Source organism: Gordonia sp. QH-12, assembly GCF_001578675.1.
GTDB classification, from domain to species: domain Bacteria; phylum Actinomycetota; class Actinomycetes; order Mycobacteriales; family Mycobacteriaceae; genus Gordonia; species Gordonia sihwensis.
Map to the genome: position 1 here is coordinate 130,555 of NZ_KQ969287.1, position 24,705 is coordinate 155,259.

General features: G+C 69.8%; 25 protein-coding genes and 1 pseudogene. 8 read left to right on the forward strand and 18 right to left on the reverse strand.

Translation table 11 applies throughout. The features are described 5' to 3' along the window. Positions 1-305: 305 nt before the first annotated feature. Positions 306-863 (reverse strand): NAD(P)H-dependent oxidoreductase, encoded by a 558-nt coding sequence (locus Y710_RS07455; protein WP_062366996.1) that lies wholly within the window; start codon positions 861-863, stop codon positions 306-308. 175 nt (positions 864-1,038) lie between these two features. Here Y710_RS07455 and Y710_RS07460 point away from each other — a divergent pair, with 175 nt between their 5' ends. Continuing rightward, positions 1,039-1,662: a TetR/AcrR family transcriptional regulator gene (locus Y710_RS07460; RefSeq protein WP_045537065.1), complete on the forward strand. Its 624-nt coding sequence runs from the start codon at positions 1,039-1,041 to the stop codon at positions 1,660-1,662. Here Y710_RS07460 and eccB read toward each other — a convergent pair. Further along, positions 1,649-3,043: a type VII secretion protein EccB gene (eccB, locus tag Y710_RS07465; protein WP_045537020.1), complete on the reverse strand. Its 1,395-nt coding sequence runs from the start codon at positions 3,041-3,043 to the stop codon at positions 1,649-1,651. The genes Y710_RS07460 and eccB overlap by 14 nt on opposite strands. A gap of 357 nt (positions 3,044-3,400) precedes the next feature. Between eccB and Y710_RS19080 the strand changes: the two are divergent. Then, a pseudogene (locus tag Y710_RS19080) lies at positions 3,401-3,712 on the forward strand (type VII secretion protein EccE); the annotation flags it as partial. A gap of 887 nt (positions 3,713-4,599) precedes the next feature. Here the strand turns inward: Y710_RS19080 and manA are convergent. From manA to Y710_RS07480, 3 genes are all read right to left on the reverse strand, one after another. Then, positions 4,600-5,844 (reverse strand): mannose-6-phosphate isomerase, class I, encoded by a 1,245-nt coding sequence (gene manA, locus Y710_RS07470; RefSeq protein WP_006895863.1) that lies wholly within the window; start codon positions 5,842-5,844, stop codon positions 4,600-4,602. Continuing rightward, a complete protein-coding gene (locus Y710_RS07475; protein WP_006895862.1) occupies positions 5,844-6,971 on the reverse strand; it encodes a hypothetical protein in 1,128 nt (375 codons plus the stop codon). The genes manA and Y710_RS07475 overlap by 1 nt, the downstream gene beginning before the upstream one ends. Positions 6,972-7,036: 65 nt before the next feature. After that, on the reverse strand, positions 7,037-7,459 hold the full coding sequence (locus tag Y710_RS07480) for a DUF3499 domain-containing protein (protein WP_085950745.1): 423 nt from the start codon (positions 7,457-7,459) through the stop codon (positions 7,037-7,039). A gap of 125 nt (positions 7,460-7,584) precedes the next feature. Between Y710_RS07480 and Y710_RS07485 the strand changes: the two genes are divergently transcribed. Then, positions 7,585-8,094: a metallopeptidase family protein gene (locus tag Y710_RS07485; protein ID WP_045538221.1), complete on the forward strand. Its 510-nt coding sequence runs from the start codon at positions 7,585-7,587 to the stop codon at positions 8,092-8,094. A gap of 120 nt (positions 8,095-8,214) precedes the next feature. On the opposite strand, the gene Y710_RS07490 is transcribed toward Y710_RS07485, so the two are convergent. Beyond that, positions 8,215-8,478, reverse strand: coding sequence for a WhiB family transcriptional regulator (locus Y710_RS07490; RefSeq protein ID WP_045538235.1), 264 nt, complete (start codon positions 8,476-8,478; stop codon positions 8,215-8,217). A gap of 363 nt (positions 8,479-8,841) precedes the next feature. Here Y710_RS07490 and cofD point away from each other — a divergent pair, with 363 nt between their 5' ends. Genes cofD through Y710_RS07505 form a run of 3 tightly spaced genes read left to right on the forward strand, consistent with a single transcriptional unit; the run spans position 8,842 to position 11,779 of the window. Beyond that, positions 8,842-9,846, forward strand: a complete 1,005-nt coding sequence (gene cofD, locus Y710_RS07495; RefSeq protein WP_062366997.1) for a 2-phospho-L-lactate transferase — start codon at positions 8,842-8,844, stop codon at positions 9,844-9,846. Then, complete coding sequence (locus Y710_RS07500) at positions 9,843-11,210, forward strand: coenzyme F420-0:L-glutamate ligase (protein ID WP_062366999.1); 1,368 nt, start codon at positions 9,843-9,845, stop codon at positions 11,208-11,210. Before cofD ends, Y710_RS07500 begins: the two co-directional genes overlap by 4 nt. Further along, positions 11,207-11,779 carry an NUDIX hydrolase gene (locus Y710_RS07505; protein ID WP_006895856.1) on the forward strand — a complete coding sequence of 191 codons (573 nt, stop codon included), beginning with the start codon at positions 11,207-11,209 and terminating at the stop codon, positions 11,777-11,779. Before Y710_RS07500 ends, Y710_RS07505 begins: the two co-directional genes overlap by 4 nt. A gap of 15 nt (positions 11,780-11,794) precedes the next feature. On the opposite strand, the gene glgC is transcribed toward Y710_RS07505, so the two are convergent. The 10 genes from glgC to Y710_RS07550 form a co-directional block, all read right to left on the reverse strand. Beyond that, entirely contained in the window at positions 11,795-13,012 is a 1,218-nt protein-coding gene (gene glgC / locus Y710_RS07510) for a glucose-1-phosphate adenylyltransferase (RefSeq protein WP_006895855.1), read from the reverse strand. An 82-nt stretch (positions 13,013-13,094) separates the two neighbouring features. After that, positions 13,095-13,949, reverse strand: coding sequence for a putative RNA methyltransferase (locus Y710_RS07515; RefSeq protein WP_331709892.1), 855 nt, complete (start codon positions 13,947-13,949; stop codon positions 13,095-13,097). Further along, positions 13,946-14,113, reverse strand: coding sequence for a DUF3117 domain-containing protein (locus tag Y710_RS18455; protein WP_006895853.1), 168 nt, complete (start codon positions 14,111-14,113; stop codon positions 13,946-13,948). The genes Y710_RS07515 and Y710_RS18455 overlap by 4 nt, the downstream gene beginning before the upstream one ends. Positions 14,114-14,207: 94 nt before the next feature. Beyond that, complete coding sequence (locus tag Y710_RS07520; RefSeq protein ID WP_045538226.1) at positions 14,208-14,573, reverse strand: DivIVA domain-containing protein; 366 nt, start codon at positions 14,571-14,573, stop codon at positions 14,208-14,210. A 5-nt stretch (positions 14,574-14,578) separates the two neighbouring features. Further along, positions 14,579-15,544 carry a glucosyl-3-phosphoglycerate synthase gene (locus Y710_RS07525; RefSeq protein ID WP_006895851.1) on the reverse strand — a complete coding sequence of 322 codons (966 nt, stop codon included), beginning with the start codon at positions 15,542-15,544 and terminating at the stop codon, positions 14,579-14,581. Beyond that, complete coding sequence (gene folP / locus Y710_RS07530) at positions 15,541-16,353, reverse strand: dihydropteroate synthase (RefSeq protein WP_231650164.1); 813 nt, start codon at positions 16,351-16,353, stop codon at positions 15,541-15,543. The genes Y710_RS07525 and folP overlap by 4 nt, the downstream gene beginning before the upstream one ends. 123 nt (positions 16,354-16,476) lie before the next feature. Beyond that, on the reverse strand, positions 16,477-18,249 hold the full coding sequence (locus Y710_RS07535) for a long-chain-acyl-CoA synthetase (protein ID WP_062367000.1): 1,773 nt from the start codon (positions 18,247-18,249) through the stop codon (positions 16,477-16,479). A 41-nt stretch (positions 18,250-18,290) separates the two neighbouring features. After that, entirely contained in the window at positions 18,291-18,827 is a 537-nt protein-coding gene (locus tag Y710_RS07540; protein WP_006895848.1) for an LOG family protein, read from the reverse strand. After that, positions 18,824-19,651 (reverse strand): LOG family protein, encoded by an 828-nt coding sequence (locus tag Y710_RS07545; RefSeq protein WP_006895847.1) that lies wholly within the window; start codon positions 19,649-19,651, stop codon positions 18,824-18,826. The genes Y710_RS07540 and Y710_RS07545 overlap by 4 nt, the downstream gene beginning before the upstream one ends. Before the next feature lie 51 nt (positions 19,652-19,702). Continuing rightward, a complete protein-coding gene (locus tag Y710_RS07550; protein ID WP_062367038.1) occupies positions 19,703-20,170 on the reverse strand; it encodes a PNPOx family protein in 468 nt (155 codons plus the stop codon). A gap of 132 nt (positions 20,171-20,302) precedes the next feature. Here Y710_RS07550 and Y710_RS07555 point away from each other — a divergent pair, with 132 nt between their 5' ends. After that, the gene (locus Y710_RS07555) at positions 20,303-21,004 is read left to right on the forward strand and encodes a TetR/AcrR family transcriptional regulator (protein ID WP_062367003.1); all 702 of its coding nucleotides are present in this window, start codon (positions 20,303-20,305) and stop codon (positions 21,002-21,004) included. On the opposite strand, the gene dapE is transcribed toward Y710_RS07555, so the two are convergent. Beyond that, positions 20,990-22,114, reverse strand: a complete 1,125-nt coding sequence (gene dapE / locus Y710_RS07560; protein ID WP_062367004.1) for a succinyl-diaminopimelate desuccinylase — start codon at positions 22,112-22,114, stop codon at positions 20,990-20,992. The two genes, Y710_RS07555 and dapE, sit on opposite strands and share 15 nt — an antisense overlap. Positions 22,115-22,263: 149 nt before the next feature. On the opposite strand from dapE, the gene dapD reads away from it, so the two are divergent. After that, entirely contained in the window at positions 22,264-23,229 is a 966-nt protein-coding gene (gene dapD / locus Y710_RS07565; RefSeq protein WP_197462919.1) for a 2,3,4,5-tetrahydropyridine-2,6-dicarboxylate N-succinyltransferase, read from the forward strand. Between the two features lie 333 nt (positions 23,230-23,562). Here dapD and dapC read toward each other — a convergent pair whose 3' ends face one another. Beyond that, positions 23,563-24,699 carry a succinyldiaminopimelate transaminase gene (dapC, locus tag Y710_RS07570; protein WP_269449338.1) on the reverse strand — a complete coding sequence of 379 codons (1,137 nt, stop codon included), beginning with the start codon at positions 24,697-24,699 and terminating at the stop codon, positions 23,563-23,565. Positions 24,700-24,705: the final 6 nt, after the last annotated feature.

Sequence of the window (24,705 nt, forward strand, 5' to 3'; positions counted from 1 at the left end):
AGTGTCTGATGTTTTCCTAGACCACAAGAACTTGTGAATAACATTCTTGAAACTCCCAGGTCGCGTGACAGTTGTCCACAGGCGGACCGGCGTGTCTCGGCGCGTCCGGCGTGTCTCGAATCCGCGTGCCCGAGACGGGCCGGCGGACGCCGATTCGGCGCCTTCGGCCGGGACCGTGCGGCCCCTTGCACACACAGTTCACCACCGGGGTCCGACATCGCCGGCAGCCCGGCCGCAGACGGCTCGACACAGACGGCGGGGCCGGCCGCGGACATCCGCGGCCGGCCCCGCCGGAGGAGCGTCGATCAGGCGGCGACGGCGACCGCGTCGGCCAGTACCCGGATCACCTCGGCCAACTGCTCGGCGGTCTCAGCGGTCGCCACGCCCTCGTCGCCCAGCGCGCCGGTGCCGATACCGATCTCGACGGCCTCGACCACATTCGCTCCCGCGACGCCGATCGACTTGCGCGTGTCCTGACGGGACCAGGTGCCCGCGTACCGGCCGAGTGCGGCGCCGATGACGCCGGCCGGACGCCCGGCGAGCGCGCCGGCGCCGTAGGGACGCGACAGCCAGTCGATGGCGTTCTTCAGGACGGCCGACATCGTGCCGTTGTACTCGGGGGTGACGAAGAGGAAGGCGTCGGCCGACGCCACCTGATCGCGCAGCGAGGCCGCGGCGGCCGGGATCGCATCCGGGGTGTCGATGTCCTCGTTGTAGAACGGCACCTCGCCCAGACCTTCGACGATCTTCAACGAGATCCCCTCGGGAGCATTGGCCGCGGTCAGTTCGGCGAGCGCACGGTTGTGCGAGCCGGAGCGGAGGCTGCCGACGAGAACTGCGATGGTGATGTTGCCTTCAGACATGGAGCGACACTCTTCCTGACGTACGTACGGATACCTCCAGTGAAACGGACCACGGTCCGCCGTGATTCCCGGTGCCGGCCGTGATGACGGACACAGCATGGAAGTGCTGGTCGCGCGCGGATCGGCCTCCGGTGTCCGCAATCACGACAACGCCGACATGCTTTACAGTCGACTCATGCTCCCCGACGGCCCCGGCCCCCTTGAACTGCACGTGGCGAACGCGCCCGCTGCGTCGCCGGAGCGGGCCGACGCCGCACGGAATCGTCGGCTGCTGCTGGCGGCCGCCAAATCGCTGATCGACAGTCAGGGCGCGTCCGCGGTGACGATGGAAGCGGTGGCCCGTGCCGCCGGCGTCGGCAAGGGCACGGTATTCCGCCGTTTCGGCAACCGGACGGGACTGATGCTCGCCCTCCTCGACCACTCGGAGTCGGACCTCCAGCAGGCCTTCCTCTCCGGACCGGAACCTCTCGGGCCCGGCGCTCCCCCGCTCGACCGGCTGATCGCCTACGGCCGCGCGCGACTCAAGATGACCGTCGACCACCTCGACATCCTGCTGGAGGCGGGTGCCGACCAGCCCGACCATCTATCGCATCCGGTCTGGGCGATGTCGACGCTCCACGTGCGGATGCTCCTGGCCGAAATGGGCATCGACGGCAGGCTGGAGGTCACCGCCCACGCCGTCCAGGCACCGCTCATGGCCTTGACCGTGCGCCATCTTCTCGACGTCGTCGGCATGACATGCGAGGAGATCGCCGACGACTGGGAGGCGATGGTGCGCCGCTTCGTCAACGGGAGCTGACGCCGTCGGAGGTGACCGCCGCGGCCTCCCGGCTCAGCTCCGGACCCGACGGCAGCAGCGCGATCATCGGCCACGGCGCCCGCACCGGTTCCGGCAACCCGAGGATCTCGCCGATCCCCGCGCCCGCCAACCGATAGCGCACGCCCGCATCGCTCACATAGAACGGCGTCGACGCGCGCGGCGACCGCGGGTCCACGCCGGTCAACACCACGTGCTCACCCGTCCCCGGCCGCAGATAGACCCGGTCGAGCGCCGGTCCCCGACCGTCCGACGAAGCCAGAAGCACCGGTCTGGCGCCGTCGGGCACCGGCAGTCGGCGCGCTCCGAGAAGCGCCGCCGTCGCGGCCCCCTCGGTGTCGCGGCTCCAGCGATGGCACAGCACCGACGGAGGGTCGCCGAACCGAGGCGCCGCGTGCGGGAAATGCGCGACGGGCACCACTTCGCGGACCGTGAGCGCCGCCACCGCGGCCGGCGCCACTCGCCGTACTCCGTCCGCGGCCGACGGGTCGGTCAGTCGCATCATCTCGGCCGCAGGCTCGGACAGCGGCTGCACTCCGTCGGCGAGAACGAGCTGATAGCGCAGGGTTCCGTCGACGCCGGCGGTCGCGACCACCGAACCGACCGGCAGACCGAGAACGCCCGGTGACCCGCGATCCGGGATCTCCGGCACGCGCAGATCGGGCCGCGCGGTGAAGGTGTTCAACAGTCCCGCCCCCACCGTCCTGGGCTCACGCCCCTCCAGTCCCAGCGCACGGACCAACTCCACCCGCGACCGGTCGACGCGGGCCCGGACCGGAACGGAGGTCCCGCTGCCGGTCGGGTCCCGGTACAGCAGCCATTCGACTCCCGCGTGCTGCACGAGATCGGCGTCGATCGTCTCGGCGGCAGACGCGAGGTCGCCGACCACGACTGCGCTGCCCTCGGCGTCCTCGCAGACGGTCCATGTCGACCGTCCGGCCACCGCCGGTCGATCGAGCGCACCCGGTGCGTCCGGAATGCCGACGGCCGCACCGCGCGGGAAGCGACTCAACGACCGCTCGCTCACCCGCCGCACCGGCAGCGGCCGACCGAGGATCAGCCGGGCCGACGCGACGTTCGGCACCGGATGCATCACGCCGTCGATCAGCACGTACATCCCACCGCCGTCGACGGCCACGATCTGCGCATCGCGCACGTCGGGTTGCGGTCGGACGAATCCGTAGATCGCCGCGCCGGCGAGCACCAGGACCGCTAGCACCGTCCCGGCGACGAGCGCCCGCGACTGCGCGCGCATCGGATCGTGCGTCATCCGTACGTCGCGGCGCACGAGCGCGTGTTCGGCCCGAGCCACCCCGAAGCGGTACCCGCTGATCTGCGCGCGCGTCGTGATGTGACGTGACATCAATCCCCCCGATCGATTCCCCCGCAAGGAGGTTAGACGCGGGTTAGCCTCGTCCCACGGCGATTTCGCGAAGTCCGTGTTCGGGGGGAGCACTCAGTGCAAGCGAGGATGCTGGTGCGTCGCACCGCGCCATGGGAGGTCCGGGCACCGTTCGACGTGCCCGCCGACGACGGTTTCATCGCACTGCGCCGCTGCGGCGACAGTCTGATCGGGGTGCTTGCGATCGCCCCCGACGAACCGGCGCCGGTGGTGGTCGGAACACCCCGGGCCACACCACCGCGTCTGTTGCCCGCAGTGCTCTCAGCGATGTCGGCCCACGACGCCGCGCCCTGGGCCATCGACGTCGTCAGTCACACCATGCGCAGCTGGGACGACGGCATCGCGGCCGGCGCGTATCGGACGCTGCTCGGCGGACTGCGAATTCCCACCCACCGCAGCGTGCACCTGGTGGTCCGAATCCGGCCCGCTGACTGTCCGCAGGCGGTCCTAATGCGCGGTGACGGGCCCGCCGGGATGCTGCGTACGGCGCTGTGGTGCCTGCGCCGGCTGCGCGCTCGCCTCGCCGACTCCGGCATCCCCACTCGTCCGCTGACCGCTGCCGAGATCACCGACCTGACGATGCGACTGACCGAGGGGGCTCCCGTCGAGCGCGCGACGTCCGATGCGCTCGGCGCACACGTCGACGGATTCCGATTCGCCGTCCACCGATGGGCCGGGACCTCTCCGGAGTCGCTGTCCGCGCTGCTGGCCGCTCCGGGTTCGAGCGAGGCGGTGTCGACGACCGTCACGCTGAGCCTCACGGCCGACCGGTCCGGTCCGCGGCTGACCGCGACGGTGCGCGACAACGGCGCACACGCCTCCGATCGCGACGGCTGTCACGATCTGGTCCCGGTCGACGCCTCCGACCGCGGCGCGCTCGCCGCGGGTCTGCCGATCGCTGCGCCACCGGAGGATCGTCGAGACGACCGTTCTCGTGGCAGCGGTTCTCGTGGCAGCGGGGCCGCGCCGGTGCCGCCGGCCGCCACCGAACAGATCTGCCGCTCGGTGGCCGTTCCCTGCGCCGGTGACGGTCAGCTCGTCGGCGCCGCGGCATCCGGCGCGCCCGTGGCGCTTCGCCTGGCCGGTCCCGGCGTCGCCGCGAGCACGATCTGCGGCGACCACCGGCTCGCACGACAAGTGGCGGCGCGACTGGCTGCGATCGGGATGTCGGTGGCCGTCGTATCCGACACTCCCCAGCGCTGGCGGCGATTGGCGGATGCAGTCGGCGAGCGGTGGATCACCGTCAACGACCGCGGACCCACCGCTCCGCACGTGCTGTTCGACGACACCCGCGCCGGCGGGCACGAGGTTCCGCCCGGCGCGACCCTGCTGCGCAGGCACGACTGCCTGGACGACGGTCGCGGCGGACGCGAGCCCACCCTGCGTCACGATCCCGGCAGCGGACTCCTCCTCGCATCCGGACTCGGCTGCACCGTCCCGGTGCGCCCGGTCTCCACCGCCGCCGAACGAAGCCTCACCGAACTCGACCGACTCCGTTGCGGTCGAGCCGCGGACGGTCAGTGCTGCAGGGCCGGAACCATCGCACGGAAGAAGACGGCACCGGACGAGATCGCGCGCACCACCACGTCCGGATCGGCCGCCGACAGCCAGACCGCATCGCCCGGACCGGCTTTCAACAGTTCGCCGCCGCTCCCCTCCACGGCCACCCGGCCGGAGATCACCGCCAGGATCTGCGGACCCGCCATCTCGAAGCTGATCGACTGCGCGGCGTGCAGCCCGGTGCCGTCCAATTCCACCCGCGACAGCCGGAACTCGGGCGCCGGGGTCAGATAGACGCGCTCGGTCCCGAGGCTCCGCACCTGAGGCATCAGGGCGTCGATCGACACCGGATGGAAGTCGAGGACGCGCAGCAGTTCCGGGACGTCGATGTGCTTGGGGGTGAGCCCGCCGCGCAGCACGTTGTCGGAGTTCGCCATCAGCTCCACCGCCATCCCGTGCAGGTAGGCGTGGAGATTGCCCGCGGACAGATAGATTCCCTCACCGGGCTGCAACCGGATCCGGTTCAACAGCAGCGACGCGAGCACGCCCGGATCGCCGGGGTACGCCTCTCCCAGCTCGAGCAGGGACCGCAGTTCGAGGGTGAAGCGGTCGTCGTCCCCGCCCAGGACGCGCACCGCGCCGTTGAGCACCTCGGGGACCAGCGCACCGATGACCGCCTCGGGCAGGGTCAGCCACGTGGTGAAGACCGCTCGCAGACCGGTCTCGTCCGGCTGCTCCACCAGCATGCCCAGATAGGGATCCAGGGCGGGTACGGCGAGAGCCTTCAGGATCTCAACCGTGACGTGCGGATCGCGGAACCCCGCGAGCGCGTCGAACTCCGTCAGCGCCACCACCAGTTCGGGTTTGTGCGACGGATCGCGGTAGTTGCGGTCGGGCGCGTCCAGCGCCAGGCCCGCGGCGTTCTCGCGTTCGAAGCCGGCGACTGCCTGTTCGAGACTCGGGTGCGCCTGCAGCGACAGCGGCTCCTGGGCCGCGAGGATCTTCAGCAGGTACGGCAGGCGGGAACCGAACTGGTCGGCGGTCTCGGCGCCGAGCTCGCGCACCGGATCGGCCTCGATCACGCCGAGCAGGTCCTGCGGACCCTCCACCTCGCCGCAGATCCGCGCGGGCGAAGCCGGATGCGCACCGAACCAGAGTTCGGCCTCGGGGTGCGGCGAAGGACTCGGCGTGCCGCGCAACTCGGCGAGTGCGGTACGCGATCCCCACGCATACGGCCGCACCACTCCAGCCAGCAGCTTCATCAGGCCGCTTCTCCCATCAATCGAACGAACACCGCCGCGAGTTCCACGCGCAGCGCCAGCACCAGGTACTCCCCCAGATCCGCGGGCGCGTCGGCGAACAGATCGCTCGTCGCGGCCACCGATCCCTGATCCGGTTCCCCGGCGCCCGAGTCGGACCCCGCAGGATGCTCCGCCAGCACGTCGATCTCGGCGCGCCCGGCATTGCGCTGCTGCGCGTACCAGCGCCGCGAAGCAGTGGTGAACAGTATCCCGCGGATCGCGGCCGACCGCGGCGGGTCGATCTCCGGGTCGTAGAAGATGTCGTCGACCGGTGCCGGACGGTTCGAGCCGTCGAGCAGCCCGGTTGCCAGAACGGTCTCCGACGCGGCGCTCGACACCGTGCCCGCGACGCTGAAGGCGACCGCCGACGCATGAGCGGCGACGGCGTTCGCCCCGGGCGTGTCACCGGCCCAGACCACCGACCGGTCCGCGACACGCATGGCCAGGAGCTTGGCCTGATTGTGAAAGCTCTCCTGGCCCGGATGGTCAGCTGCGGCCTCCCCGTCCAACCGGTCGGCGAGATCGGCGAGATCGGGGGGAGCAGGCGCGAACCGGACGGCGGACAAGGCGACGCACACCGCGGTCAGCGCCGCGACGAAATGGCAGAAGCCGAAGCGCGGATCGACGACGAGCCGAGGCGACAGGTCGACGATCGGCTGGGCACCGATCGCCTCGCGGAGCGGCCCTTCCACCGGTACGACGGTGACGAGTTCGGCGCGTCGGCGCAGCGCACGCACCGCGGCGTCGGCGAGTGCGGGATCGCCCGCGTCGTGCCCGGCGATCACGACCACGTCGAGCGGACCGATCCAGCCGGGCAGAGTCGGCACGCTGACCAGGGGCACGTCGAAACGGGCCGCGACGGTCGCCACCACCAGATCGGTGGCGCGCCGAGCGGTGGCCGACGCTCCCGTGACCACGACGACAGCGCGCGGTCGCAGGTCGGCGAGCCGTGCCAGCGCGCCCTCCGACTGCGCCTGGGACACCGCTCGCACCTGCGCACCCGCCATGGCGGCGGCCCGCAGCAGACCATCGCGGTCGGCGGCGAGCAGACCGTCGACGTCGTCGAGGTCAGTAGTCAACGCAGACATGAATCACAGCCTAGTATTCGCCCGGCCGGAAAGCGGTCGCGAGCGTGATCGTGGTCGCGCGAAGCTCAGTCGACCGGGTCGGGCAGTACCCGCAGATGACCGCGACGGCCCGGCCGCGGCGTCGCCGCGGGGGTGGCTGCCGACCGCTGCTGCGCGCGGTGCCTGCCGCGGGGTGTGTCGTCGAACTCGGCATGGGCGAGAAAACCCACGCGGGGCGAGGTGGCGGTGGCCTCACGTACCGCTTCGGCCAGTGCCGTGAGCTCCTGGTCCTCGGCGGGCTGCGCGAACCCGCGCTCGCTCCGCATCATCTCCCACCCGACCGGCACGGTGATCCGATCGGCGTGCTGGGAGCACAGGTCCCACGAGTGGGGTTCGTCGGACGCCGACAGCGGGCCGATGACAGCGGTCGACTCGGCGTAGACGAACGTCAGGGTCGCCACGGCGATACGCGAACAGCCGGGCCTGCAGCACTGACGAGGGACACTCACGCCGCTCAGCCTATCGCCTCGACGCCGGACGCGGACAATCGACACGCACATCCGATGCGGACCCGGTCGACGTGCCCACGAGCGACGCGCCGGCCGTGCGGAGCCGGGACACTAAGGTGTGCGGTATGGGCTATCGACTCGTTCCGCTGCGGTCCGGTCGCGACCTGCTCGCGCCTCCTCCCCGCCGTTTGCGCGACCGCCGCGGCCGCGGTCTGCGCGGCCCGCTCATGCCGAGTTCGATGCCGGGACACCGCACGCGCGCCGACCTGTTCGACGCCGCGGCGGTGGAGGCCTTCGCCGAGATCGACAGCCGGTGGCATACCCACCTGACCGGGCTGGACGTCGCTGTGGACGACATCCCGCGGATGCTCCCGCGCGGAGACGGCCCCGTGGAATGGCCGGACGAGGTGACCGCCGACGGCCAGGTGCCGCTGGCCCGGCTGATCCCGGCCGGCATCGACGTGGCCGGCCGTCCCACCCGGGCGCAGATCATCCTGTTCCGGCGCCCGCTCGAACTCCGTGCGCATGACGCCGAGGAACTGCCCGAGATCCTGCGCGAGGTGCTCATCGAGCAGGTCGCGACCTATCTGGGAGTGGACGAGGAGACCGTCGAGGACGGCCCCGACGAGGACTGAACGGGGGCTGACGCCGGCGAGCACGCCGCCGGAGACGCCCCGACCCCTCGTCGCGATCGGCGGGAGGATCCGATACGAGAGGGGTCGGCCAGGGGCGTACGACGTCAGACGATCACGACGTCAGATGATTCCGCGCTTCAGACGGCGTCGCTCGCGCTCGGAGAGACCGCCCCAGATGCCGAAACGCTCATCGTTGTGCAGCGCGTACTCCAGGCACTCCGCCTTGACCTCACAGCCCTGGCAGATGCGCTTGGCCTCGCGCGTCGAACCGCCCTTCTCCGGAAAGAACGCCTCAGGATCGGTCTGTGCGCAGAGCGCACGGTCCTGCCACTGCTCCTCGACGGCGTCGAACAGTTCCTCGAATTCGTTCGCTACCACCGACAGATGGCGGTTCGCGTGGACTTCACTGATCTCAATCGCGCTGATCTCACTGATCGGGTCAGCACCATCGCCCGTATCCAAAGTCATCCGGCACCTCCCAGCTCGCAGACTTGATTCCACCCCGCGACCGGATCGGCGATCCGGTCGATGTGCCTGAAGAATGTCCCCCGACGATTCAAATGACACTGTTGTGATTAGACACGCTGACTACCGCCGCGGTCAAGCGGAAGGCGAAGATTCATTTCTATCACCGAGGTCGGACAAAACCGCGCCTACCAGGTGAATGACATAGTCCTACGGCGTGTCGCGCCGTCAGGGTGTCGCCGCCGCGCGGAAACGCGCGTGCGGTCATTACAGTGGACGTCTGTGAAGGTGACGGTACTCGTAGGCGGCGTCGGCGGCGCCCGTTTTCTCCAGGGCGCACGCGAACTGTTCGGACGCACCCCGTTCCCCCGGCTCCCCGATGATCCGGCCACGCCGCACACGGTGACGGCCGTGGTGAACGTGGGCGATGACGCCTGGATGCACGGCGTCCGGATCTGCCCGGACCTCGATACGTGCATGTACACCCTCGGCGGGGGCATCGACCCCGAGCGCGGCTGGGGGCACAGGAACGAGACGTGGAACGCCAAAGAGGAACTGGCCGCCTACGGCGCCGACCCCGACTGGTTCGGTCTGGGCGACCGTGATCTGGCGACCCACCTGATCCGGACCCAGATGCTCGAAGCCGGATTCCATCTCTCCGACGTCACCGCCGCCCTGTGCCGTCGGTGGCAGCCCGGCGTGGAACTGCTCCCCGCCACCGACCAACGCCACGAGACGCACGTCGTGATCGACAAGCCCGGCGGACAGGACGGCGAGCGGGTCGCGATCCACTTCCAGGAGTGGTGGGTGCGCCACCGCGCCCAGGTTCCCACGCACGGATTCGCCCAGGTGGGCCTCGACGAGGTGAAGCCCGGGCCGGGTGTGCTGGAGGCGATCGCCGAGGCCGACGTCGTCCTGCTGGCGCCGAGCAACCCGGTGGTCAGCATCGGCGCCATCACCTCGGTCACCGGCATCCGCGGCGCATTGCGCACCACGTCGGCCCCGGTGGTCGGCATCAGCCCGGTGATCGACGACAAGCCGCTGCGCGGGATGGCCGACCGCTGTCTGTCGGTGATCGGCGTGGAGACCTCGGCCCAAGGCATCGCCGAGCACTTCGGCGCCCGCGCGGGCAACGGCATCCTGGACGGCTGGCTCATCGCCGAGGGCGACGAGGCGCACGTCGACGGCATCGCCGTCGGGTCGGCGCCGTTGCTGATGACCGATCCGGCGGCCACCGCCGAGATGATCCGCGCCGCGTGCGCCCTCGTCGGAGTGCAGACGCCGTGACCGGCGGCGCGGAGCCTTCGCGCACGCCCGACCACCGCGCGGCCGCCGGACTGCAGATCCTTCCCGTCACCGGTCTGGGCGAGTTCGGGCCCGGAAGCGATCTCGCAGCCGAGATCATCGCCGCCGCACCGTGGATCGTCGACGACGACGTGCTGGTCGTCACCAGCAAGGTGTTCTCCAAGACCGAGGGGCGGATGGTCGCCGCGCCCACCGACCCCGAGGAACGCGACGCCTTCCGCCGCAGGCTGATCGACGACGAGACGGTGCGCGTCGTGGCTCGACGCAACCGCACGCTCATCACCGCGAACCGCAACGGTCTCGTGCAGGCGGCCGCCGGCGTCGACGGGTCCAATGTCCGCACCGATCAGATCGCGCTGCTGCCCCTGGATCCGGACGCCAGTGCCGCCCGGCTGCGGGCGCGTCTGGCCGACGAATTCGGGCTCCGGGTCGCCGTCATCGTCACCGACACGATGGGCCGTGCCTGGCGGACCGGTCAGACCGACGTCGCGATCGGTGCCTCGGGCATCGCCGTCAGCCACGGCTACGACGGGGTCGTCGACCCCTACGGCAACACCCTCCAGGTGACCGACATCGCCGTCGCCGACGAACTCGCGGCGGCCGCCGACCTGGTCAAGGGCAAACTCGACGGAGTGCCGGTGGCGGTGGTGCGCGGCATGACGCCGGTCGACGACGGCACCGGCGCGCGCGACCTGGTCCGGGATCTCGACGACGACATGTTCCGGCTCGGTGTCGAAGAGGCAGTCGCCCTCGGACGTCGGCAGGCTCTGCTGACCCGCCGGTCGATCCGGCGGTTCGCCGAACGGGAAGTCGCCGAGGAGTCGATGCGGGCCGCGTTCGCCGAGGCGCTGACGGCGCCCGCCCCTCATCACACGCATCCGATCCGCTTCCTGTGGATCCGCGACGACGATCGCCGGCGTCGCCTGCTCGATGCGATGGCCGAAGCCTGGCGCGCCGATCTGACCGCGGACCGAAAGACGCCGGAATCGACGGCCAAGCGCATTCGGCGCGGCCAGATCCTGTACGACGCGCCCGAACTCGTGATTCCCGTGGTCACCGGCGACGGTATGCACGAGTACCCGGACGCACGGCGCAATGCGTGCGAGAAGACCATGTTCACCGTCGCCGGCGGGGCCGCCGTGGCGGGACTGCTGGTGGCTCTGTCGGTCCGCGACATCGGCAGCTGTTGGGTGGGGTCGACGATCTTCGCCGCAGAGGTGGTGCGACGCGAGCTCGACCTGCCGTCCCACTGGCAGCCCCTCGGGGCCGTCGCCATCGGCCACCCCGCCGAGGAGGCCGGTCTGCGCGAGCCCGCCGACGTCGACTCGATGGTCGTCGAGCTGTGAGCGCGCTGCACGCGTCCGCGGTCGAGTCGCTGACCGCGTGGACCGCGCCCGATCCCCATCAGGACTCTATCCGGCACGCGTACCTCGCGTTTCTGGCCGCCACCGACGATGCCTGCCGAAGAGCTTGCGCCGCAGGACATCTCACCGCTTCGGTGATCGTCTTCGACGCCGATCTGACGCACGTCCTGCTGACCCTGCACCCGCGGGTCGGCAAATGGATTCAGCTCGGCGGACACTGCGAGCCGCAGGACGCGACGCTCGCCGAGGCGGCTCTGCGCGAAGGGCTCGAGGAGTCGGGACTGTCCTCGCTGACGTTGTCCGACCGGCCGGTGCAGTTGCACGCCCATCCGATCACGTGCTCGCTGGGCGTACCCACCAGACATCTCGACGTCCGGTTCGCCGCCGTCGCGGACCGTGAGGCGGACGGTTCGCTCCCGCCGATCGTGCGCAGTGACGAGTCGGTCGACCTCGCGTGGTGGCCGGTGGGCGACCTGCCCTCCGAGGTGGACGCCGAGTCGGTGCCCGGGCTGGTGGAACTCGGCGCCGCAGCGCTGGCGACCACCGCCTGATCGGGCCGCCGCGGCCTAGTCGACGACGGTGTTCTTGCCGACTGTGACCACGCCGCCGGGCGAGACGACGAATCGTTCCCGGTCGTGGTCGAGGTCGACGCCGAGCTGACCGTCGTCGACGATCCTGACGTTCTTGTCGAGAATGGCGTTGCGCACCACGGCGTTCTTGCCGATACGGACTCCCGGCATCAGGACGCTGCCCTGGACCACCGCGCCCTCGCCGACGTAGACGTTGGTCGACAGAACCGAGCCGTGGACGGTCGCGCCGGCGATCACGGTCCCGGCGCCGACCACCGAATCGTTGGCGGTGCCGCCGCGGACGAACTTGGCGGGCGGCAGGTGGCTCGTCTCACCCCGGATCGGCCACCTCTTGTTGTAGAGGTTGAACACCGGGTTCTCCGAGACCAGGTCCATGTGCGCGTCGTAGAACGAGTCGAGGGTGCCGACGTCGCGCCAATAACCGCGGTCGCGCTCGGTCTGGCCGGGCACGACGTTGTCGTCGAAGTCGTAGACGTACGCCTCGCCCCGCGCCACGAAGGCGGGGATGATGTCGCCGCCCATGTCGTGATCGGAATCTCCGTCGGCGGCATCGGTTTTCAGCATCTCCACCAGCGCTTCGGCGGTGAATACGTAGTTGCCCATCGAGGCGAAGGTGACGTCCGGGTCGTCCGCCGTGCCCGGCGGATCGGCGGGCTTCTCCACGAACGCGGTGATCTTGCCGTCACCGTCGGCGTCGATGCAGCCGAGGGCGTGGGCCTCACTGCGCGGAACGCGGATGCCCGCGACCGTCACCGAGGCGCCGGTCTCGATGTGCGACTGGACCATCTGCGCCGGATCCATGCGGTAGACGTGGTCGGCACCGAAGACGACGATGTAGTCGGGTTCCTCGTCGTAGATGAGGTTCATCGACTGGTAGATCGCGTCCGCGCTGCCGGTGTACCAGCGGGGTCCGAGCCGCTGCTGAGCCGGAACCGGTGTGATGAACTCTCCGTGGAATCCCGACGACCACCAGGTCTGCGAGATGTGCCGGTCGAGGGAATGCGACTTGTACTGCGTCAGCACGCAGATCCGTTCGTACCCGCCGTTGACCAGATTCGACAGCACGAAGTCGATCAGCCGGTAGGAGCCGCCGAACGGGACGGCGGGTTTGGCCCGGTCCACGGTCAGCGGATAGAGCCGCTTTCCCTCACCGCCGGCGAGGACGATTCCGAGAACATGCGGTTGTGATCTCACCGATCAAACATATCCGGCCGCCGCTCACCCGACCACCCGGCCTCGCAGATCGGCTGTTCGGCACAGACGCGCACGGGCCGGATCACCGGCGACGGGCCACGGTGACGGTCACGTCCAGGGTGGCGGTCACCGGACCGCCCGAGGCCAGTTCCGCGGCCGCGGCCGCGAGTTGTTCGGGTGTCCGGTGGAACGCCGCCGGGCCCATCGCCGCGATGTCGGTGAGGGCCGATTCGCTCAGGCGCACCTGCGACTGGACCCGCTGCTCGACGACCTCACCGAAGCGGTCGCCGAATTCCTCGGCCAGCCGGCGAGTCTTGTCCTGACCCACCGAGAGCATCTGCATGGGCCGCACGATCTCGGCCAGGTGGCCCGTGCCGGGTGTCACGACCACCCAACGACCACCGCTTCCGAGGACACGGGCGGTCTCGGATGCGTTGCGCGGCGCGAACACCGAGAGCACCGTGTCGGCGACGCCGTCCCGCAGCGGCAGCCCGGCCCACAGGTCGGCCACCACCGAGAGTGCGGCGGGATGACGCCGCGCGGCGCTTCGCGCGCAGAACTTCGAGAGATCGACGCCGATGCCGACGGCGTGGTCGCCGGCGGCGGTCAGCCCCGCTTCGAGGTACTGTCCCGGTCCGCCGCCGGCGTCGACGATCACTCGCGAGTGCGCGCAGCGCTCGGCCACGGCCGCGACGATCGGCGCGTACAGTCCCGCCTCGAAGACCCGGCTGCGCGCCGCGACCATGTCGGCGGTGTCGGAGCGGTGGGCACTGCCCTTGCCGGTCAGAAGAGACACATAGCCCTGCCGGGCGATGTCGAAGGAATGCCCGGCGGCGCATCGCAACGATGCGCCCGCCGGGAACAGGCCGTCCGAACAGATCGGACAGGCCAGGAGTTCGGCCGCGGTCTCCCACCGCGGACCTCGGGCCTCGATCAGGCGGTGACCTCGCGCAGCGCCTCGCCCAGCGCCGAAGCCTCTTCGTCGTTCAGTTCGACGACGAGACGGCCGCCTCCGTCGATCGGGATCCGGACGACGATCCCACGCCCTTCCTTGACCGCCTCAAGCGGACCGTCCCCCATACGTGGCTTCATCGCCGCCATGTGTCGTGCTCCCTTCACGTGGATTTCACGATGTCACGCTCATGATACTTGGCGCACACCTGTGCACTCCGGGCAGTCCGGCGAGGCAGTGCGGTCACCGTCCGCGGCCCGGACCGTCCGGCGGATCGGCGACCGGTATCGGCCCGGTGTCGGTCGCCGCCGAATCCACCGCATCGCGGGCCTGCAGGTCGTGGACCACGGCTCGCAGCTCGTCGATCTCGCGGGCCAGCTTCTCCAGCGCCCAGTCGACCTCGGAGACCTTGTAACCACGGAAGGTCTGCTGGAACAGCACGGCACGCACGTCGTCGCCGGTGATGCCCGCTCGGGGCAGGCGGGTGAGCGTCGTCCCCTTCTCCACCGGCGGCAGATCCTCGCCTCGGCCGAAGACGAACCACACCACGGCGAAGATCAGCGCGACCAGTACGGCCACGCCCATCACATAGAGCCCGATAGTCACCACGATGTTCAGGGTAGCGAGAGATCGAGGTCTCGGATCGGTGGCCGCTCCCCGCGTTGAAGCTGCGTCGTGTGCGGGGTGAACCCGCCGTCCGGCTCCGGGACGAACTGGGTGAGACCGACTCCGGAGTCGGCGACGCCGCAGCGGTCGAGGAGTGTGGCCACGATCTGTCGACTCATCACCGACAACTCGTGGAGCGGCCGGTTGCGGTGACTGCGGACCCCGAGGTTCACCTGGCCGATGCCCGCCAGCCCGTACCGGTCGTATGTGTCGATCAGCAACCCGATCTCCACGCCGTAGCCCGGGGCGAACGGAACCGAGGCCAGAAGCTCCCGGGTGCCGGCGTACTCGCCGCCGAGCGGCTGGCACACCTCCCCGAGCTCGGGTTTGAGCGCGGTCAGCAGCGGTCGGGCCAGCAGTTCGGTGACCCGGCCGCCGCCCCCCGGTTCCTGGGTGTCACCGGTGCGCAGCGGACGCCGGTAATAGCCCTTGACGAGGTGGATCTCCGGGTCGGCCAGAAGCGGCCCGATCATCTTGGGCACGAACATCGGGTCCGGATCGATGAGATCTGAGTCGACGAAGGCGATGATGTCGCCGGTGGCGACGGCGATCGAGCGCCAGAGCGCCTCGCCCTTGCCGGCTACCGGGGGCACGCCCGGGATCGCCTCCTCGCGGCTCACCACTCGCGCGCCCGCCGCACCGGCGAGTTCGGCCGTCCGATCGGTGCTGCCGGAGTCGAGCACTATCAGTTCATCCACCAGCGAGTCCAGCAGGGGCGCGATGGAGGCGATGACTCCGCCGACCGTCTCCTCCTCGTTCAGCGCCGGCAGCACCACCGAGACCGTCCGGCCGTTCTTCGCGGCCACCAACTCGTCGACGTCCCACTCCGGATGGTCCCAGGTGTGCGTGTGCGACCAGCGCGCCTCGCCCTCGCCGCGGTCGACCCACGGCGCACTCTCGTGTCCCGGGTTCACGCCAGTCCTCGCACCGTCCGGGCCGGTGGCCGAGTGCCGGCGATCGAGGCCACCATGTCGACCACGCGGCGAGTGTCGGCCACTTCGTGGACTCGGAACATCCGCGCGCCCTGGGCCGCCGCGAGTGCGGTGGCGGCCAGGGTTCCCGCCACTCGATCGCCGAGTTCGGCGTCGAGCGTCTCGCCGATGAAGTCCTTGTTGCTCAACGCCATCAGCACCGGCCATCCGGTGTCGATGAGTCGGTCCAGGTTCCGCAGCAGCGCGAGACCGTGGTGAGTGTTCTTGCCGAAATCGTGCGTGGGGTCGATCACGATGCCGTCTTCTCGCACCCCGGCCCGCCGGGCGCGCTCGGCCGCCGAGGTGACCTCGGCGACGACGTCGGCCACCACGTCCCGGTAGGCCACTCGGTGCGGTCGGGTGCGCACGCGCGCACCGCCGGTGTGCGAACACACCAGTCCCGCACCGGCCCGGGCGGCCACCGCGGCCAGCGCCGGATCGACGCCCGCCCACGTGTCGTTGATCAGGTCGGCACCGGCCTCACAGGCCCGTTCGGCCACCTCGGCACGCCAGGTGTCGACGCTGATGAGGATGTCGGGATGGGTGCGGCGGATCCACGCGATCATCGGTACCACGCGCTCGGCCTCGGTGGCCGCGTCGACCTCTTCGCCGGGACCGGCCTTCACTCCCCCGACGTCGATCACGTCCGCGCCCTGCGCGACGACCTCGTCGATCCGCGCTTTGGCGGCATCGTCGGCGAAGGTCGCGCCCCTGTCGTAGAACGAGTCGGGAGTGCGGTTGACGATCGCCATCACGAGCGCACGGTCGGTGGCGACGGGCCGGCCGCAGAGGGTCGCGGCCGGACGGGCAGTGCTCACGATGTCAGCCTACGGTGCGTCTCACGCGCCTCGCGCGCCGGACCCGACGCTCGCGCCTCAGCGCGGGACCTTCGCAGCCGCGACGTCGGCGGCGTAACCGTCGTAGTACGGAACGTAGCCGTCGGCCTTGCCGCAGAGCACCCACACCTCGTCGTCACCGGTGTCGGTGTACGCCTCTTTCCGCAACTCCACCTTGCGGTTCTTGAAGGTGGATGTGGTCTCGATCTCGGGGACGAAGCGGACGAACAACGGCACCGCGTACCCCGGCAGCGCCTCGTAGAGTTCGTCAGCGAAGGCTTTCGGATCCAATTCGGCACCGTCGCGCAATTGGACCGCCACCATCCCGGCGCGGCCGTCGCATCCAGGCACCTCCACGCCGTAGGCGACCGACTGCGCCACCGCGTCGACTCCGTCGGCGGCACCCTCCACCTCGGTGGTCGCGACGTTCTCGCCCTTCCACCGGAAGGTGTCGCCCAGGCGGTCGACGAACGCGATGTGCGCGAACCCCAGTTCACGCACCAGATCGCCGGAATTGAAGTAGGCATCGCCCTTCTTGAAGGCGTCGCGGATGATCTTCTTCTCGGTGTCGCCGGAATCGGTGTAGCCGTCGACGGGCACTCGGTCGCTGATCTCGGCGATCAACAGTCCCGGCTCCCCCTTCGGGACCTTGCGCAGGCGCCCGTCCGCGTCACGCTTGGCGGTGCCGTCGTCGTTGTATTCGACGACCCGGAACGGCAGCGGGCAGAATCCGGCGGTCCGCTTGACGTCGAAGGCGTTCACGAACGCGAGGTTGAGCTCGCTGGCTCCGTAGAACTCGACGACGCGGTCGATTCCGAAGCGCTCGGTGAACTCATCCCAGATCTCCGGCCGCAGGCCGTTGCCGACAATCACCCGCACCGAGTGCCGGCGGTCGGTGGGTTTGCTCGGCTGCGCGAGCAGGTAGCGGCACAGTTCGCCGATGTAGCAGAACGCCGTCGCCCGGTTCGTGACCACGTCGTCCCAGAACCGCGACGCCGAGAACTGCTTGCTGATCGCGATGCACGCGCCGGCGGCGAGCACCGCGCCGAGCGACACCGACAGCGCATTGTTGTGATAGAGCGGCAGCGAGACGTACATGGTGTCCGACGGGCGCAGGCGAACGGCCAGACCGCCGATGCCGTCGTAGTTCGCCAGCCAGCGGTTGTGACTCATCACGCTGGCCTTGGGCAACCCCGTGGTACCCGAGGTGAAGATGTAGAAGGCGGTGGTGGACGCCGGCAGGTCTCGGGTGACGGCCGGGTCGGTGTCCGGCTTGTCGGCGGCCGCCGCGTCGAGCGCCGCGAAGTCCAGAACGTGCTCGGGCAGCCGCTCGGGGCTGATCGAGGCGAAGGCATCAGCGCACTCGGGGTCGTAGATCAGAGCGGCGGCGTCGAGCAGCTTCATGCTGTGATCGATCACCTCGCCGTGCTGGTTGTAGTTGAGCATTCCGGCGACGGCGCCGAGTTTGAGCGCCGCGAGGATCACCATCAGGTCGGTCGGGCTGTTCTTCGCTAGGATCCCGACCACGTCGCCGGTTCGGACGCCTCGCTCGCTCAGCACGGCGGCGTACCGATTGACCTGGCGGTTCACTTCGCCGTAGGTCATCGACTCGCCCTGCCAGCGGATGAACGGCCGATCGGGGTGAGCCGCGGCGCGCTTGGCGAAGATCTGTCCGATGGTCCGCTTGGCGGTCGGCGGCCGGACCACCATGCCCGGCACGTGGGTGGCCATCGACGGCAGGTCGGGCACCATTCTCGCGACTCCCCGCACGATATCGGTGATACCGACCTTGTTCGGAACGCTCGTGCTCATCGACTGCCTCACTCCTCGCCCTTCAGGTGAACGCCGCAACCCTACCGGGTGGTCAGATACGCGATACTGTCACCCACGGTTGCACATACTTTCAGTTTGCCGAGTGCCTGGTCGGCGACGAAACCGCGAGCCGCCAGATCGTCGAGCCAGCCGATGAGCGGGTCGTAGAAGCCCTCGTGGTTCAGCAGCACGATCGGTTTGTCGTGCACGCCCAGATAGGCTCCCGTCCATGTCTCGAAGAGTTCCTCGAACGTGCCGATTCCGCCCGGCAGGGTGATGAATCCGTCCGAGAGCTCATCCATCAGGCGTTTGCGTTCGCGCATGGTGTCGGTGACGATCAACTCGTCGGCGTCGAGGTCGGCCACCTCCTTGGCCATCAGATGCTCCGGAATGATGCCGATGGTGCGACCGCCGGCCTCGCGCGCGCCGCGTGCCAGCGCACCCATCATCGAGACGTTGCCGCCGCCGGAGACGAGGGTGTGCCCGGCGGCGGCGATGGCCTCACCGGTACGGGCGGCGAGAGCCAGATACGCGGAATCGACCGGACCGGAGGCGCAGTACACGCAGATCGCGCTCATGACCGCGCCGCCCGCACGACGATCTCGACCGCCTCGGCCGCGGTATCGACCACATGCAGCAGATCCACGTCACCCGGCGAGATCTTGCCGCCCGCCTCGAGCGTTCCGCGGAGCCAGTCCACCAGTGGGCCCCAGAACTCCCGGCCTATCAGGACGATCGGGAACCGCAGCACCTTCTTGGTCTGGACCAGCGTGAGGGCTTCGAAGAGCTCGTCGAGCGTGCCGAATCCGCCGGGCAGACAGACGAAGGCCTGGGCGTACTTGACGAACATCGTCTTGCGGACGAAGAAGTAGCGGAAGTTCATCGTCAACGTCAGCCACGGATTCGTGTGCTGCTCGAAGGGCAGTTCGATGTTGAGACCGATCGACTGCGCACCCGCCTCGTACGCCCCGCGGTTGGTGGCCTCCATCGCGCCGGGACCGCCTCCGGTGATCACCGCGAAGCCCTCGTGCCCCAGCCGGCGGCCGAGCTCGCGCGCCAGCTCGTATTCGGGTGTCCGCTCCTTGACGCGTGCCGAACCGAAGACGGTGACCGCCTCGGCCACGTTCTCGAGCGCGTCGAAGCCTGCGACGAACTCCGATTGGATGCGCTGCACCCGCCAGGAGTCGCGGATCATCCGCTGTTCGGCACGGCGGGGGTCGCGCGGATCGATCCATTCCAGCAGCAGTCGGTCGGAGGGGACCACCTCGACGCCCTCTTCGACGCGCACCTGCGCGGCGCCGACGTTTCGGAGGCTCCCGTCGGCCGGGTCCGGAGTGTCGGACCTCCACGTCGGAACGGGCGCGTCGGCGCCCTGCGCATCGGGTGCGGGTCGGTCGGTCATGTCGCGACCCTAGCAACCACCTCCGACGGTCACCCGGTCAGGACGCGGCGCTCACGGAGTGTGCGCCGGTCGGCATTCGAAGACCGGAAACCGCGGAGCGGCGGCGGCGAGTTCTGCGTCGGAGGACTTGGCCGAGAGCCCGTCGACGAATCCCTTCACCTGCCATCCCCACCGCCGCAGGTATTCGCGAAGCAAGGGCGGCTTGAGTGCGTCGTCGACCTCGGACAGGAGCACCGCCTCCCGCCGACGCCCGCGCCGGAGTGTCGCCGCGCCGCCTGCGCGCACGTTCCGAACCCACTGCGTGACACCGCGTGGTGCGACCAGGTAGCGCTCACCCCCGACGTCGAGCACGTTGACCGGCCGGGCCGTCACCCGCCCCGATACTCGCCCGGGCACGAGCAGTTCGCAGCAGTCCCGCGGGGCCGCCCCGAGCCGCACCAGACCACCGATGGCCGCGTTGAAGGCCGAGCGCAGGCGGCCTCCCGACGCCGCCGGGTCAGTAGTTTCTCGCTGGGACATCGGAACCTCCGTCATCGAGTTAATTCGAGAACACTGTTCTCGGCCGTTCAGTCACGATAACCCTGTCCGGCCCTAGAATCAAGAACACTGTTCTCTAATCCGGGCGAGGTGGGCATGCGACGATGTCACGTCATGAGTGACGACGAAGAGCAGAACGGACGGCGCGCACGTCGCCGCGCGGCGATCGAGAGCGGCCTCCGCATCGTGGGCCGCCGCCATCTCGCCGAACACGGCGCGGCGGGCCTGTCGTTGCGCGCCGTCGCGCGGGACCTGGAGATCACCCCTTCGGCGCTCTATCGGTATGTCAGGGACCGCGACGACCTGCTGACCCTGCTCATCGTCGACGCCTACACCGACCTCGCCGACGAGATCGACGCCGCCCTCGTCGACAAGCGAAGCCCCCGAAGTCGGTTCGGAGCATTCGCCACAGCGCTGCGCGGATGGGCCCTGCGCAATCGGAGTGAGTACGCGCTCCTCTACGGCTCCCCGGTGCCGGGCTATCGGGCGCCGGCGCACCGGACCAATCCCGCCGGCGAACGACCTCTGCGGGCGCTCGCCGGCATCGTCGCCGGTCTCGGCTCGATCCCTGCGGTGGCGGGCACCGACGACCGCGTCCAGTCGGCGTCGGTGCGGGCTCTCCGCAGGCTCGCCGACGACCCCGCGGTTCCGCCGAACACCGATCCGGCGGTCCTCGCGCGGACGCTGACCGTGTGGAATCTGCTGCTCGGGTCCATCTCGAGCGAGCTGTTCGAGCAACTCGGGCCGGTCACCAACGACCCAGAGGCGCGGTTCGCGGGAGTGGTCGATCTGGGCGCGGCCCTACTGTTCGGGTGAGTCCGCGCCGGACGTCAGATACGTGCGCAGAATGTCGGTGACCTCGGTGATCTGCTCCACCGGGACGCGCTCGTCCACCCGGTGCGCCAGGCTCGGATCGCCGGGACCGAGATTCACGGCGGGGATGCCCAGCGCCGCGAACCGTGACACGTCGGTCCAGCCGTACTTGGCCCGGAACCGCCCGCCCGCGGCGTCAACCAGCTTGGCGGCCGCCGGATGAGCCAGCCCCGGAAGCGCTCCCGCCGCGGAATCGGTGACCTCCGCGGTCAGCGTCCCGTCTGCGAGGTCGGCGGCGAAGACCTCTCGGACGTGGTCGAAGGCCTGCTCCGGTGTGCGGTCGGGCGCGAAGCGGAAGTTCACGTCGACGTACACCTCGTCGGGGATCACATTGCCCGCGACACCCCCGTGGATCCCGACCGCGGACAGTCCTTCCCGATACTCGCAGCCGTCGATGTCGACACGCCGCGGCTCATACCCGCCGAGCGTGGTCAGCATCGCTCCGAGTTTGTGAATCGCGTTGTCGCCCATCCACGCCCGCGCGGAGTGTGCGCGGATTCCGGTGGCGGTGAACCGCACCCGCAGGGTGCCCTGACAACCGGCTTCGATCTGCCCGGCGGTCGGCTCCCCGAGAATCGCGACGTCGCCCGTCAGCCACTCCGGCAGCTCGCGCTCGATGGCGCCGAGCCCGTTGAACTCCGCCGCGATCTCCTCGCAGTCGTAGAAGATGAGCGTCAGATCGTGCGCGGGATCGTCGAGGGTCGCGGCCAGGTGGAGGAAGACCGCGTCGCCCGACTTCATGTCCACCGTGCCGCAGCCGTGCAGCACGTCGCCCTCCTCGTCGGTGACGGTCCGGCGCGAGGGGACGTTGTCGACGATCGGCACGGTGTCGAGATGACCGGCGAGGATCACCCGCGTGGGCTTGCCGCGATCGGTCCGCGCGAGGACGCAGTTGCCGTGGCGGATCACCTCGAAGCCGTCGGTCTGTGCGCGGAGGGCGGCCTCCACTGCGTCGGCGATCTCCGACTCGTCGCGGCTCACACTGGGGACGTCGACCAACGCGGCGGTCAGTTCGATGGGATCGGCGGTCAGGTCCAGCCTCGAAGTGCTCACGGTTGTCCATCGTAGGCCGGGCGCCGCCCGAGCACCGCAGACGCGACCTTCGGCGACAGAACCCCGGTCCGGGACGGGGGTTGCGTCGTCGGGCGTCGCGTCTACTGCGCGTGCATGGCGGCGACGCCACGCTCGATAGACTCATGGCCGTGACTACTCAAGGTGCTGCTGCCATCGGAATCGCCACCGTGTGGGACAACGACGGATCGGCCGTCGTCCTCGACACGTGGTACCCGTCCCCCGAACTGACCCAGGACCCCGGAACCACCGGATCCACCGAGTTGACCGGCGACGACGTGCCCGCCGACCTGCGCCCGCTGGTCGGAACGGATGAGGCGCGCGGCGTCCGCACCGTCGCGGTCCGGACGGTCATCGCCGACCTGTCGGTCGCTCCCGTCGACGCCCACGACGTGTACCTGCGACTGCATCTGCTCTCCCACTGCTTGATCCAGCCGCACGGGGCCAGCCTCGACGGCCAGTTCGGTCTGCTGAGCAACGTGGTGTGGACCAACTTCGGCCCGTGCGCCGTCGACGGTTTCGAGGCCACCCGCGCCCGGCTGCGCGCCCGCGGCCAGGTGACCGTGTACTCGATCGACAAGTTCCCCCGCATGGTCGATTACGTGACGCCCAAGGGTGTGCGCATCGGTGACGCCGACCGCGTCCGTCTCGGCGCCCACCTCTCGCCCGGCACCACCGTGATGCACGAGGGCTTCGTCAACTTCAACGCCGGAACCCTCGGCACCTCTATGGTCGAGGGCCGCATCTCCGCAGGCGTCGTCATCGGCGACGGCTCGGACATCGGCGGCGGGGCCTCCACGATGGGCACGCTGTCCGGCGGCGGCAAGGAGATCATCACCATCGGCAAGCGCTGTCTCCTCGGCGCCAATGCCGGCTGCGGGATCCCGCTCGGCGACGACTGCGTCATCGAGGCGGGCCTCTACATCACCGCCGGCACCAAGGTCACCGGCCCGGACGGTTCCGTCGTCAAGGCCCGCGATCTGGCCGGACAGTCGAACCTGCTGTTCCGCCGCAACAGCACCACCGGTGCGGTCGAGGTGACCGCGAAGCAGGGCGACGGCATCGCACTCAACGAGGCGCTGCACGCGCACAACTGATCCGAACCCGGCCACCGCGTGCGAATCCCCGATACAGCCCAGACAGTTGTGCAAGCAGTCTGCGCGTATCGGGGATTCGCATGCGAGCTCAGTCCCTGGAGACTGCGGCCGACGGGGAGAGAAGTGACTGTCGGCTCGCCTGCGGCAATGCTGTTCATGTCGGGTCGGGGAATTCGAGAGCGCGTTCTCGAAGGGTCTGCGGTGATCGTGGGTGGTTGTCTCGATACGCCGCGGCGCTGGGCGCCGCGGCTACTCGACTAGCGTGGGAGAAGTTGCCGACCCATGCCCGACTGGCCTGGCAAGGCGGCTGATCCATGCAGTCCGCGGCGAATCCTACGAGAGGCGCTCCACGGCGGCGTCGATGCGCTCGTCGGTGCCGGTCAGCGCCATGCGGACGTGCTGGGCTCCGGCGGGACCGTAGAAGTCGCCGGGTGCCACGAGGATGCCGCGCTCGGCGAGCCAGCGCTGGGAGGTGCGGGAGTCCTCGCCGCGCGTCGCCCACAGATACAGACCCGCCTCGGAGTGGTCGATGGAGAAGCCCGCGCCGAGCAGAGCGGTTCGCAGCTTGTCGCGACGGACACGGTAGCGCTCGCGCTGAGCGTCGACGTGCACGTCGTCGTTCAGCGCGGCCACCGTCGCTCCCTGGATCGGGAACGGGACGATCATGCCTGCGTGCTTGCGCACCGAGAGGAGTTCGGCGATCAACTCGCGATCGCCCGCCAGGAAACCGGCCCGATACGACGCCAGGTTCGACACCTTCGACAGCGAGTGCACGGCGATCAGGCCGCGATGGTCGCCGCCGCAGACCTCGGGGTGGAGAACGGAGTGGGCCGACCCCTCCCAGGTGAGACCGAGGTAGCACTCGTCCGACACGACGACGGCGCCGCGCTCGCGCGCCCAGTCGATGATGACCTTGAGCTCCGCCGCACTCTGCACGCGACCGGTGGGATTCGACGGACTGTTCAGGTAGATCAGCGCGGGCTCGCGGTCGCCGATCGCGTCGACGGTGTCCGCGCGCAGCACCTGCGCACCGGCCAGGAGCGCACCCACCTCGTACGTCGGGTACGCGACCTCCGGAATCACCACGAGGTCGCCCGCGGGCACGCCGATCTGGGCCGGGAACCCCGCGATCACCTCTTTGGTGCCGATCACCGGCAGGATCGACGACTCGTCGAGGCCGGTGATGCCGAAGCGGCGGCTGAGTGCGCCGACCGCCGCGTCGCGGAGCTCACGTGTGCCGACCGTCGCGGGATACCCCGGAAACTCGGACGACGCGGCGAGCGCGTCCCGGATCACCGGATCCACCGGGTCGACGGGGGTGCCGACGGACAGATCGACGATCCCGTCCGGGTGCGCCGCGGCCGCGGCCTTCGCATCCGCGATGGTGTCCCACGGGAAGTCGGGCAGACCGGAACTCACCGGCCGCAGACGACTGGTCGGCAGGCTGCTGGAACCGGGCGCGGCACTCACCGGTCG

What these genes read in the sequence shown, in the direction of transcription:
- Y710_RS07455 (WP_062366996.1), bottom strand. Translation starts at nt 863, where the DNA reads ATGTCTGAAGGCAACATCACCATCGCAGTTCTCGTCGGCAGCCTCCGC.
- Y710_RS07460 (WP_045537065.1), top strand. Translation starts at nt 1,039, where the DNA reads ATGCTCCCCGACGGCCCCGGCCCCCTTGAACTGCACGTGGCGAACGCG.
- eccB (WP_045537020.1), bottom strand. Translation starts at nt 3,043, where the DNA reads ATGTCACGTCACATCACGACGCGCGCGCAGATCAGCGGGTACCGCTTC.
- manA (WP_006895863.1), bottom strand. Translation starts at nt 5,844, where the DNA reads ATGAAGCTGCTGGCTGGAGTGGTGCGGCCGTATGCGTGGGGATCGCGT.
- Y710_RS07475 (WP_006895862.1), bottom strand. Translation starts at nt 6,971, where the DNA reads ATGTCTGCGTTGACTACTGACCTCGACGACGTCGACGGTCTGCTCGCC.
- Y710_RS07485 (WP_045538221.1), top strand. Translation starts at nt 7,585, where the DNA reads ATGGGCTATCGACTCGTTCCGCTGCGGTCCGGTCGCGACCTGCTCGCG.
- Y710_RS18455 (WP_006895853.1), bottom strand. Translation starts at nt 14,113, where the DNA reads ATGGCGGCGATGAAGCCACGTATGGGGGACGGTCCGCTTGAGGCGGTC.
- folP (WP_231650164.1), bottom strand. Translation starts at nt 16,353, where the DNA reads ATGGCGATCGTCAACCGCACTCCCGACTCGTTCTACGACAGGGGCGCG.
- Y710_RS07535 (WP_062367000.1), bottom strand. Translation starts at nt 18,249, where the DNA reads ATGAGCACGAGCGTTCCGAACAAGGTCGGTATCACCGATATCGTGCGG.
- Y710_RS07540 (WP_006895848.1), bottom strand. Translation starts at nt 18,827, where the DNA reads ATGAGCGCGATCTGCGTGTACTGCGCCTCCGGTCCGGTCGATTCCGCG.
- Y710_RS07545 (WP_006895847.1), bottom strand. Translation starts at nt 19,651, where the DNA reads ATGACCGACCGACCCGCACCCGATGCGCAGGGCGCCGACGCGCCCGTT.
- Y710_RS07550 (WP_062367038.1), bottom strand. Translation starts at nt 20,170, where the DNA reads ATGTCCCAGCGAGAAACTACTGACCCGGCGGCGTCGGGAGGCCGCCTG.
- Y710_RS07555 (WP_062367003.1), top strand. Translation starts at nt 20,303, where the DNA reads ATGAGTGACGACGAAGAGCAGAACGGACGGCGCGCACGTCGCCGCGCG.